This is a genomic window from Candidatus Polarisedimenticolia bacterium (genome assembly GCA_036004685.1).
Lineage (GTDB): Bacteria > Acidobacteriota > Polarisedimenticolia > Gp22-AA2 > AA152 > DASYRE01.
Map to the genome: position 1 here is coordinate 37,027 of DASYRE010000012.1, position 11,855 is coordinate 48,881.

The 11,855-nt window shown below is 68.8% G+C and carries 6 protein-coding genes; 5 read left to right on the top strand and 1 reads right to left on the bottom strand.

The window, feature by feature from the left end; all coding sequences use genetic code 11:
* Window positions 1–13: 13 nt before the first annotated feature.
* Window positions 14–6,124: an outer membrane protein assembly factor BamA gene (bamA, locus tag VGR67_03315; protein ID HEV8335425.1), complete on the bottom strand. Its 6,111-nt coding sequence runs from the start codon at window positions 6,122–6,124 to the stop codon at window positions 14–16.
* A gap of 165 nt (window positions 6,125–6,289) precedes the next feature.
* Here bamA and VGR67_03320 point away from each other — a divergent pair, with 165 nt between their 5' ends.
* The 5 genes from VGR67_03320 (at window position 6,290) to VGR67_03340 (ending at window position 11,721) form a co-directional block, all read left to right on the top strand.
* Entirely contained in the window at window positions 6,290–8,002 is a 1,713-nt protein-coding gene (locus VGR67_03320) for a TrkH family potassium uptake protein (protein HEV8335426.1), read from the top strand.
* A 16-nt stretch (window positions 8,003–8,018) separates the two neighbouring features.
* Window positions 8,019–8,711: a TrkA family potassium uptake protein gene (locus VGR67_03325; GenBank protein ID HEV8335427.1), complete on the top strand. Its 693-nt coding sequence runs from the start codon at window positions 8,019–8,021 to the stop codon at window positions 8,709–8,711.
* Between the two features lie 31 nt (window positions 8,712–8,742).
* Complete coding sequence (locus VGR67_03330; protein ID HEV8335428.1) at window positions 8,743–9,360, top strand: DUF47 family protein; 618 nt, start codon at window positions 8,743–8,745, stop codon at window positions 9,358–9,360.
* Window positions 9,360–10,352: an inorganic phosphate transporter gene (locus VGR67_03335; protein HEV8335429.1), complete on the top strand. Its 993-nt coding sequence runs from the start codon at window positions 9,360–9,362 to the stop codon at window positions 10,350–10,352. Before VGR67_03330 ends, VGR67_03335 begins: the two co-directional genes overlap by 1 nt.
* A 121-nt stretch (window positions 10,353–10,473) precedes the next feature.
* Entirely contained in the window at window positions 10,474–11,721 is a 1,248-nt protein-coding gene (locus tag VGR67_03340) for a HAMP domain-containing protein (protein ID HEV8335430.1), read from the top strand.
* Window positions 11,722–11,855 lie beyond the last annotated feature (134 nt).

Genomic DNA, 11,855 nt, shown 5'->3' on the forward strand with positions numbered 1-11,855 from the left:
CGACCCGCTCCGTTCAGAAGGCCGGCCCGACGGTGATGTGGAGCTCTCCGGCCGTCTCTCCGGCTTCCCGATCCAGCTTCCAGCCGTACTCGAACCGGACCGGGCCGATGGGAGTCTCGATCCGCAGCCCGACGCCGAGGACCGTCCTCAGGTCGAGCGGATCGAGATCGGCGAGCCGGGCGGTGACGTTGCCGGCGTCGAGGAAGACGACGCCGCGCAGGGCCTTCCAGATCGGGAACCGGAACTCCTCGTTGATGATGAACAGGGCTTCCCCGCCCGTCGGCTCTCCCGTCAGCGGGTCGCGGGGACCGAGATGATCGAATTTGAATCCCCGCACGGTCGTGTCCCCTCCCGCGAAGAAGCGCTCCGAGACCGGAATCGAGTCGGAGATGCCGAAGGGACGGGCCGCCCCGAGGCGGATCGATTGCGCCCAGACGCTGTCCTTCCACACTTTCCTGAACAGGCTGCCTTGGGAGAAGAACTTGACGAACGCCGCTTCCGAGCCGATGGCCTGTCCGTAGGCGGCCAGGTCGAACGTCGCGAAGGCTCCCCGGCGGGGATTGTAGAAGTTGTCCCGGCTGTCGTGGACGTACGCCGCGGAGAGGCCGGAGAGGCGAATCGATTCCGTTTCAGGATCCACCGACGTGATCTGCAGGTCCGACACGTTCTCGTCCTTCAGGGTGTAGCGGTAGATCGTCCGGTCCTTCTCGCCGTGGGGGTCCGACACCTGGAGCGTCGTCCCCAGCTCGGTCAGCGTGAAGCTGTCGCGCTCCCGCCTCTCCCAAAACGCGCTGAGGAGGCTGTCGAGCCGCCGGTTGAAGAGGAAAGGATCGCGGAGCAGGAACTGGACCCGGCTGTTGACGTCGCTGCCGCGCAGCTGGAGCCCGATCGAGCGGGCGCGGCCGAGGAGGTTCGAGTTGGTGATTTCGTACAGCCCTCGGATCCCCTCGTCGGTCCCGTAGCCGATTCCCAGGGCCTGGGTCAGGTTCTTCGTCTCGGACACCAGAATCCGCACCGTCGGCCGCACCGGATCCTCTCCCTCCACTTCCTTGATATCCACGGCGCTGAAGACTCCCAGCCGGTAGAGCGCCCGGCGGGTCTTCAGGATTTCCTGCGCGCTGAGGGGCTTCCCCTCCGCCAGCGTGATCTCCCGCCGAATCACCTCGTCGCGGGTCAGCCGGTTCCCCTCGATCTCGATCCTTCCCACGAACCGCCGCGGGCCTTCGTCGACGTGATAGACGAGGGCGGGGCCGCCCTCGGCGGCGACCGAGTACGACACCTTCGCCCGGCTGTAGCCCTCGCGGTCGTAGACGCGCCGGATCGCCTCGCCGGCCGCGCGCGCCTTCTCCCGGGTGAAGAAATCGCCCGCCTGGAGGGGAAGACCCTGGAGGAGCTTCTCTTCGGGGACCGCGGCGTTCCCGTCGACGCGGATCCGGGCGATCTTGGTGGGATCGCCTTCCGAGATCTCGAAACGGAGGTGCGCGCGGGTGCCGTCCGGCGACAGGTCGATCTTCGGCGGCGGGACTTTCGCCTCGGCGAACCCGAGGGAAAGGTAATGGGAGCGGATTCTCGCCGCGTCGTCGCTGGCACGGCCGGGGTGCAGCGTGCGCCCTTCCTTCGTCTTGATGAAATCCATCAGCCAGTCGGTCCTCAGCGTCGGGTTGCCCGCGATCTCGACCGTCTCGACCTTGGCCCGCGGTCCCGCCTCCGCCTTCAGGATCACTTCGCGCCGCGCCGGCGTGTCGACGGGAAGCGCGATCTCGACCTTGGCCCGCGAATAGCCGTCCTCGCGCAAGTCGGCTTCGAGCTTCGAGCGCGCCTCCTCGGGCACCTCCTCCGGGAAGACCGAGGCGTTCCAGAGCTCCCGCATCCGATGCTCGCTCTTCCGGCGATGGGGGGCGCCCTCGACCCGGATGCGGACTTCCGGGCCGGCGTCGGCTAGCAGGACGACGTTCACCCGGCCCGGATCTCCCTCCACCGGCTCCTCCCGCGCTTCCACCACCGCCTGCAGGCGATCCTTGCGGCGGTACCGCTTCAGGATCTTGTCGACCCGATCGGCGATGCGATCGCGATCCAGGGTGTCGCCGGGATCCACCCGGAAGAGCCGGAACAGCTTCCGGGTGGGCATTCCCGGAGAGCCCAGGATGCGGATCGCCTGGACCCGGAGCTTCTCCGCCGGCCGCACGTCGGGACTCCCCGGGGCGGTGCTCAGCCGGAGCACGTAGCGGAAGTCGCCTCCCAGCTGTCCGTCCGCCTGCCGGCTCGAGGTGAACTTGACGTCGCGCGCGAGGCGATATTCGAGCTGGTAGATCTCCTCCGAGGAGGAGGTCAGGAGGGTGGAGTAGGCGGCGAACAGCTTCTCGCTGATCTGCTTGCCCACGGTCACGCGCGAGGCGGGATCTCCCTGGCTGGTGAGGAAGACGGGGTCGATGCTGAACTGATCGAGCCCCGTGACGCCCTGCAGGACGCCTCCCAGCCCCGAGGCGATCCCGGCCGACAGGTACCCCGACGCCATGTCCTGCGCGACCCTCCCCGATTCGAGGAACGGGTTCGGGGATCGGCCGGAAACCAGAAGCGCCACGATCTCGGGCTGGCTCAGCGGGGGATTGGAGGTCAGCTCGTAGGTGAAATTCTCGATGCTTCCGTCGATCTTGAGGGTCACCTGGTAGTCGGCGACCGTCGTCTCCGCCAGCAGGTCGAGGTACGGATTGAAATGCTCGGGGTCGATCAGATCGATGTTGCCGCGCTCCAGCCGGTAGCGGACCATCCGGAAACGGATCGTGCCCCCTTCCAGGGCGCTGAGCCGGCCGGTGATCTCCGGCTTCGCCGCCGTCCCTCCGACGTGGAAGCGCGCCGTCCCTTCGAGCGTCGCGAAATCGTTGATGATCCAGAGGCCTCGATCGGCCTCGAGCGCCAGGTCCAGTCCGATCGTGTCGAGCCAGCCTCCGCTCCCGGCGGCCGATTCAGTCTCTTCCTCCACCACCGGCTGCCCGCCGCCGAAGGAAAGGAGGTTTCTCTCGAGGTGGAAATCGCGATCGTAGACGCCGCGGATCAGGTTGATCTTCCCCCCGAGCTCCCTCCCCCGGGCGCTCTGCGTCAACCGCAAGTCGAGATCGTAGCGCCCCCGGAATCCCTTCGGCGCGATCGCCAGGACGTCGCTTCCCCGCAAGGCGAGATCCATCCCGGTGACGCGGGCCCCCTCGAGGGTGCCCTTCCCTTCCACCAGGATCCGGCCTCCCCCGGCGTCCATCCTCACCCCCTCCAGATGAAAGCCGTGGGGCGCGTCGAGGACGCAGCGCCCCGAGAGCGAGGAGACGGAGAACGGCAGCCCGCCCCCTCTCAGCCGTCCGCCTTCGAGGCTCAGCCACCCCTCCGCCCTCGACTCCGACGGCGAGCCGAGAAAGGATAAGGAAAAACTCCCGCGACCGTCGGCGACGACGCCCGGCCACAGCGACGCCAGGGATCCCAGCGCCAGACTTCCCTCCCCTTTGAAGCGGTACGATCCCGATTCCGGATCGTATTCGCCCGAAAGCGTGACCTCCGATCCGGGACCCGCCAGCTGGAGGGGCGTCAGCTCGAGGCGGGGCGGCCGCCAGCGCAAGGTGGCCGGACCGCGGGAGAGGAGCTGCTCCTTGCCGAGACGGAGGGCCACCTGCCGGAGATCGCCGGTGACGTCCAGGCGCGAGAAATCCTTCAGCGAGCCGCGGGCGAGGAAGGAGCCGCTGAGGGTGGCGCTGCCGTCCCATTGGGCGTTCTCCCCGCCGAGCCGCGAGGCGGCCAGCTCGTATTGCGCAAGCGTGAGCCTGGCCTCGAACGGCAGACCGGCTCCCCACCCGACCTGGCCGTCGAGCGCCACCCCCTTTTCCCGGGGACGGACCTGGAGGCGACCACCGTCGGGGCCGGCGCTGAAATGCGCCGCCATCTCTCCCAGGTCGATCTCCTTCACCCCGAGGCTCGGAGTCTCCAGATCGATTTCGGCGGTGGGCCGTTCGATCGTCCCCGCGACTTCCGCCTGGAGCCGGACGACTCCTCGCGCGGGATAAGGCAGGAGTCCGCTTTCGCCGAGCCAGGCCAGATCGATTCCTTCCCCGGCGGCGTGGACGTGGATCGGTCTTCCCGCCAAGCCGATCTCGCCCGCCGCCTCGATCTTCCCCGCGCCGCGGCTCACGACCAGCTTCTCCAGCGTCACCACGCCGGGAGCGAGGCTCAGGCTTCCCACCGCGGAATCGACCGGCACCGACGCCAGGCGGGGATGCAGGATCTGCCATTCGATCCGGCCCGCGAGCTCCTCCGGACGGCCCGAGAGGTCGGCGGTGATCGCCGCTTCACCCTCCGCCGGCAAGGAAACTCCGAACCAAGCCTTCAGCCAGGCGAGCTCGATGCCTTCGCCTTTCCCCCGCACCTCCAGGGCCTTCCCGCCGCGCGTCCCGCCGGCGGGAAAACTGCCGGAAAAGCTCAGCGTGACGTCTCCGCCCGACAGCGTGGCCTCCTGGACTTCCAGCCGCGACCGGGAAAGCGTGAGGCGGGAGCGCAAGTCGCCGAGGCGCTTGCCGCGCAGCCCGAGGGAATGCGCTTCTCCCTTCCCCGCCAGGACGATTTCCTCGAAACTCCCGGACACCCTGCCGTCGAAGGCGAGGGAGGCGCCCGGAGAGCCGTCGACGATCTCCGCGAGCGGAGCGCGGGCCGCTTCGGGAAGCTCCGGCAGGAGAGGATGCAGAAGCCGTGGATTCGAGGCGGCCGCCGACAGAACGCCGTCGATCCTCCCTTCTCCCGGGAGGGCGATCGATCCCCGGAAGCGGGCGGACGCCGTCGGGGTCTTCAGTCGCGCCTCCTCCACCTCCAGGCGGGAGCGGGCGACGCGGAAACGGCAAGAGCCGTCCACCCTCTCGCGGCTCCCCTGCGAAAGCCGGCCGGCCAGAGTGACCTCTCCCTTTCCCTCGAGCGTCGCGGGATCGAAAGCCTCCATCCGGTATTCGCCCCGGTGGTCGACGCGGCCGGTCACGGGAAGGCTCTTCAGGGGCAGGAGCCCGGCGATTTCTTCCGTGGCGGCGCCCGACAAGGCGGCGCGCGCCTCGAGGCGCGCCCGGGGAAGGCTCGTTCCCTCCCAGCTCAAGCTTCCCTCGCCGCTCACGCTTCCTCCCAGCACCTTGGCGGTGAGCCGGGAGAAGCCGAGCCTTCCCGGGCCGAGGAGCGCTTCGACCGACGCCTCCCCGGCGCGCACCCCCGCGAGGCCCAGAGCGGGCGAGCGCAACTTCGCCGTCCCATGAAAGCCGTCGCCACGGCTCTCGCCGCGCAGATCGAGGAGGAACCGCCCCCAGAGATCGCCGATCACCTCGCGGGGAGCGCGGGGTCTCGCCAGGGCGGCGTCGGCGGTGAGCTGCAGGCGCGGAGCAGCCTCCCGCCAGTCGAGGCTCGCCGCGCCCGAGGCGTGGAATGGATCGCTCTCCTGGTTGAACCGGATCCCCGACAGGTCGGCGCGCTTGCCGGCGACCCGGAACGCCGCCTCGGCCCGGCCGCTCACCCGGCGGGCGCCGGTGATTATCGAGAGCCTTCCCGAATCGAGGCTCCCCTCCCAGGTCGGCCCGCCCACCCCGCCCGTTCCTTGCCCGGTGAGGCTGGCCTCTTCCAGGACCGCCTCCCACCCGGCGGCGGCGTCCCCGATCCGCACCTCGCCCCCGTCGACCGCGAAGCGGTCGACGACCAGGGGAATTCCCGGCCAGGCTCCCGGCGCCGGGCTCGTGGCGGCTGCGGCGGGGGGGTTCGGGTTCAGCTGGATCGTCAGGACGGGCCGGTGCAGCCGGACGGAGCCGATCCGATCGAACCGGCCGAAATAAATGCGATAGGGTCCCGCGATGTCCGCCGCGCCGCACGCGAAGCGGATGGCGCGTCCCTCGGCGTCCCGGCCTGCGAACCGGATGCCCCGGGCGACGGCGCGCGGCGGAAAGAAATGCAACTCCAGGGAATCGATCTCGAGGCGCCCGCCGGAGAGCTGCTCCACCCGGCGGAGGATCTCCCCCCGGGCCCATTGCACCGGCCAGGGCGTGGTCAAGACGACGAGGGCCGCCGCGACGGCGAGCAGGAGAAAGAGGGCGAGACGGAATAGGATTCGCCCGCGGGAGGCCAACGAGGGCTCCTTCGTTTGAGCGGACCTCCGGCCGGCTGGACCGGGCCATGCAACCCTTGGTAGCGGCGGAAATTATAGCACCGCGCCGCCGGCCTTCCCGCACCCCCGCGCCGCTTTTCCGGCGGCGATGGATCCCGATCGGCGCGATGTGATATATCCCCCGAAATGCAAACGCGCATCCCCCTCCAGAATCGCCTTCGGCTCCCTGCCCTGGGAGCCTCCGCGCTCGCCCTGGCTCTCCTTCTCCTGTCGGAGGGCTACCGGCTGCAGGCGCCCTTCTGGTTCGGCCCGCTCCTGACGGTCGTCTTCAACCTGGCGATGGCCCTGTTCCTCTCCGACGTGGCCCTGAACCTGATCTTCGAGCCCGACCGCCGCAGCTGGGCCGGAGCGCACCTTCCCGATCTCGTCCTGGTCGCCCCGGTGCTCTACGCGCTCTTCTACGGCCACGCCATCGCGGGCGCCAGCCTGGTGATCCTGCGGGAATGCTTCGTGCTCTACCGGATGGCGGCCCGGACCCGCTGGATCCCGCAGCGGCTGCTCAATCTGCAGTTCCGTCCCATGCCGCAGGTGTCGTTCGGGTTTCTCCTCTTCATCCTGGCGGGCACCTACCTGCTGACCCTGCCGGCGGCGACCGCCGACGGACGCGGAGCCCCGTTCCTCGACGCCCTGTTCACGGCGACCGCGGCCGCCTGCCTCACCGGCCTGACGGTGGTCGACCCCGGAAGCTTCTTCACGCCGTTCGGCCAATCGGTCCTTCTCGGGCTGATCCAGATCGGCGGCCTCGGGATCATGGCGCTGTCGATCTCGATCGCCACCTTCTTCAAGAGGAGGCTCGGGACCGGGACGCGCGCCCTCGTGCAGGATCTGAAGGAGGAGGCGAGCCTCCAGAAGTTCAGCTCCATCATCTTCTACATCGTCCGGGTCACCCTGGCGATCGAAGCGGTCGGCTGCCTCCTGCTCTACCTGCGCTGGCGGGAGGATTTTCCCAGCGAGCGGGAAGCCCTGTTCTCGAGCGCCTTCCACGCCGTCTCGGCGTTCTGCAATTCCGGCCTTTCCCTGTTTTCCGGCAACCTGTCGCACTATCGGGGCGATCCGGCCGTGAACCTGGTGGTCACGACCCTCGTGCTCCTGGGAGGCGTGGGGTTCACCGTCCTGGCCGCCTTCCTGAGCCTGGCCCCCGTGCGGCGCGGATGGCGCTTGCACCTCGGGAGGCTCTCGACCCACACGAAGCTCGTCCTGGCGGCCACTTTTTTTCTCACCGTGGCGGGCACGCTCTTCATCTTCTTCTTCGAGTTCGACGGCAGCCTGGCGACGCTCGGCGTGAAGGAGAAGCTGCTGGCGTCGTACTTCCACGCGGTGACGCTGAGGACCGCGGGGTTCCACACGGTGGACCCGGCCTCCTTCCAGAACGTGACGCTCTGGCTGATGCTCGTCTGGATGTTCATCGGAGGATGCCCCTCCTCCACGGCCGGCGGAGTCAAGGCGACCACGGCGGGGATCCTCCTTCTGGCGGTGCGGGCCATGCTCCGGGGACGCGACGACGCGGAGATGTTCGGACGCCGCGTGCCCCGGAAGGTGGTCAACAAGTCGATCGCCGTGGTGATTTTCTCGCTGCTCCTCGTGGCGTTCGGCTTTTCGATGCTTCTGGCCTGCCAGCCGGGCTCCTTCGTCGCCCTCCTCTTCGAGGCGGTGTCGGCCTTCGCGAACGTCGGTCTTTCCCTGGGCGTGACGCCGACGCTCGGGGTGGCGGGCAAGCTCATAATCATCTTCTTGATCGGCGCGGGGCGGATCGGCCCGCTGATCCTGGCTCTGGCGGCCGGCGAAAGGGCCGCCCAGCCGTCGTTCCACTATCCCGACGCCCGGATCCTGATCGGCTGAGGCCGGCGGGGAGACGATGAAGCAGTTCGCCGTGATCGGACTGGGGAAATTCGGCACCAAAGTGGCGCTCACCCTCTCGGAGAAGGGCGGGCAGGTCCTGGCGGTCGACGAGGACATCCGCAAAGTGGAGGAGATCAAGGACCACGTCGCGCAGGCGGTCTGCCTCGATTCCACCGACGAGGACGCCATGCGGGCCGCCGGGCTGGAGGACGTCGACGCGGCGATCGTCGCCCCGGGCGAGAACCTGGAGCTGTCGATCCTCACCACGGCGATCCTCAAGAGGCTCGGCGTCCCGCAGATCGTGGCGCGCGCCGTCTCCGACCTCCACGCCCAGATCCTGCTCAGCGTGGGGGCCTCGCGGATCATCAACGTGGAGGAGCAGATGGGCGAGCAGGTGGCGCGGAGCATCATCGCCCCCGAGATTCACGAGCAGTTTCCGCTTGCCACCGGCCACAGCCTGGCCGAGGTGGTCCCGCGGCCCGAGTTCCTCGGCCAGACGATCGGCAAGATCAACTTCCGCCAGCAGTTCGGCGTCAACATCATCGCCATCCAGAAAAGGAATCCGGTCGTGGCGCCCGACGGAAGGAACGCGTTCGAGATCTCGATCAACGATCTCCCGAAGCCCACGGACGTGATCGAGGACAACGACATCCTGGTGGTCGTGGGGAGCGACGAAAACATCGAGCGGCTGGCGCGCGGAGAGTCCTGAGAGGGACGCGCGCCCCAAGGAGACGAGCGGCGTGTGGAGGAAGCTGATCCCGCGGGAAGGAAAGTTCTTCGAGATGTTCAACACCATGGCGGAGAACGCCGACGCGACCGCGGCGCTCCTCGTCGAGATGATGGAGAGCTTCGATCGGCTGCCCGATCGGGCGAGCGCGATCAAGGGGAAGGAGCACCTGGGAGACACGCTGATCCACGACCTGATCCGGAAGCTCAACTCGACCTTCGTCACCCCGCTGGATCGCGAGGACATCCACCACCTGGCGTCGTCCATGGACGACATCGTCGACCTGTCGGACGCGGCCGCGAACAAGGTAATCCTGTTCGACATCCGAAACCGCATCGAGGGCGCCGCCGAGCTGGCGCGCGTCGTCAAGCTCCAGACCGCGCAGATCCGCCTGGCGGTCCGCGCCCTGGTCGATCCGAAGCGCATCCTGGATCACTGCATCGAGATCCACCGGCTGGAGAACGAAGGGGACCGAGTCTTCCAAGAGGCGATGGCGCGCCTCTTCAAGCTCGAGACCGACCCGATTCAGCTCATCAAGACGAAGGAGGTCCTGGAGGCGCTCGAGCGGGCCACCGACACCTGCGAGGACGCGGCCAACGTCCTCGAAGGGATCATGGTGAAGAACGCCTGATGCTGCCCACGCTCGTCCTCGTGGTGATCGGTCTGGCGCTGCTGTTCGACTTCCTGAACGGCTTCCACGACGCGGCCAACTCCATCGCCACCGTGGTGACCACCCGGGTCCTGTCTCCGATGCAGGCGGTGGCCTGGGCGGCGTTCTTCAATTTCGTCGCCGCCTTCGGCTTCGGCACGGCCGTGGCGAAGACGATCGGCAAGGGCCTCATCGACGTCTCGGCCGTCGACACGCGGGTGATCCTGGCGGGCCTCCTGGGCGCCATCGTGTGGGACATCCTGACCTGGTGGTGGGGACTGCCGACGTCTTCGTCGCATGCCCTGATCGGCGGCTACGCAGGGGCCGGAATCGCCAAGGCGGGGTTCCAGGTCCTCGTGGCGGCGGGATGGATCAAAACGCTGCTCTTCATCGTGCTCGCCCCCTGCATCGGCCTGTCGCTCGGCTACCTTCTGATGATCTCGATCCTCTGGCTCTGCCGGCGCGCCTCGCCGGCGCGCGTCGACAAGCTCTTCCGCCGCCTCCAGCTTGTTTCGGCGGCCTGCTATTCCCTGGGCCACGGGACGAACGACGCCCAGAAGACGATGGGGATCATCAGCTCGCTCCTGTTCTCCGCCGGGTTCCTCCGGGAGTTCTCGATCCCCTTTCAGGTGATCCTCCTCTGTCACGCCGTCATCGCCCTCGGGACGATGTTCGGGGGCTGGCGCATCGTGAGGACGATGGGGCAGCGCATCACGAAGCTGAAGCCGGTCGGAGGATTCTGCGCCGAGACGGCCGGCGCCGTCACGCTTCTCGGGACGGCGCTCTGGGGGATTCCCGTCAGCACCACCCACACCATCACCGGCGCGATCATGGGAGTCGGGGCCACGCACCGGCTCTCCGCGGTCCGCTGGGGCGTCGCCAACCGGATCGTCTGGGCCTGGATCCTGACGATCCCCGCCGCGGCCGCCGTCTCCATGCTCGCCTATCACGTCCTGCCGTTCGGAGGAAACTGACATCGCTCCGCCGCGCCGTCCGCTCCTGCGGCAGCTGCCCGCGCGCACCCGCGACATCGAGAGGAGCCTGTCGCTGCGGACCAAGGTCTCGCTGAGCATCTTCTTCTCGTTCCTCGTCCTCATGCCGGTGATCGGGCTTTCCCTCTTCTACCTGAACGAGATCCTGGAAGACGTCGTCAGCATCACCCAGATCGATGCGCGCATCGCCGACTCGGCGCGCTCCCTCCGGGAGAACCTGGACGCGGCTGCCGGAACCGAGATTGCCTTCGTGCTCTTCCGGGCGAGCCCCTACCTCGAAGAGAACCGCCGCTCCATGGACGCGATCCGGCGCACCACCCTGGACGGTCTCGCCCATCTCGGGGCCCCCGACGCCGGCTTCGAGCGGATCGCTTCGCTGGTCGACCAGTACGATCTGACGATGACGCGGCTGGCGGACCTCTACGCCGCCCCTTCCGAGTCCCCGCAGGCCCTGGAGGAGGTCGACCGCGCCCTCTTCCGCCTCCAGGCGCGCCTGCGCTCGCTGCGGGCGCAGGCGGAGGGCGAGCGGGATCCCGCCGCCCGGCGCCGCCTGTTCGAGCGGATGCGCCAGGCGGCCGATTCCATCTCCGAGGAGCTGCTCGAGGGAGCCCGCGAGGAAAACCCCGACCGCGCCCGGATTCTGGACGAGGTCGCCGGAATTCGGGGACGCATCGACGCCATCGCGGAGAAGATCGAGGACCGCGCGCTGGCGCACGCCGAGGTCCACCGGCGCCACGTGATGAGCCTGAGCAACCGGGCCCAGCGGAACCTGCTGACGACGATCGTCCTCACGGGACTGGTGGGGATCTCCCTCGTCCTGTTCCTCCCGGCCCGCGTGGTCCGCTCCCTGAGGCGCGTCACGCACGTGTTGCAGCAGGCGGAGCGCGGCGATCTGGACGTGGCCGCGCTGCCGGCGGGAAGCGACGAGGTGGGGAAGCTGGCCGGGCACCTGAACCGCCTGTTGCGGCAGGTCCGCACCTTCGATGCGCTGAAGACCGATCGCATGCTGCGCGCGGAGCGGCGCCTCCAAACGCTGGGCGACGGCCTCGAGGAGGGGATCGTGGTGGTGGACGGGGAGCTGCGGCCGATCTTCGCGAGCGGCCCGGCGCGGCGGCTTCTCGACGTCCGCCCCGAAGGCGCCGACGACGCGCGGATCGCCGGGATCCTGGCCGAGGAGGGTTGCGCGGCGGCTCTCCGCCAGGCGCTCGAGTCGGCCTCCGCCCCCGAAGATCTGGTCGTTTCGGTGGACGTGGGGACGGCGGCGCCGCGCCGCCTCAGGATCCGCGCCGAGCCCGTTCCGGAGGCGGGCGGCAAGGCGCGCGAGATCCTCCTGCTCCTGTCGCGCGCCTAGTGTTGCGTTTCGGAAATCATGTTAACACCGAGGTCGCCGAGGCGCCCGGATCGCAAGGCGCGCCAGAGCGTCGCGTACCCAAGGCGGTACGCAAGCGAGGCGCAACGCGGCGAGCCGGGATGGATCGGGGGCCG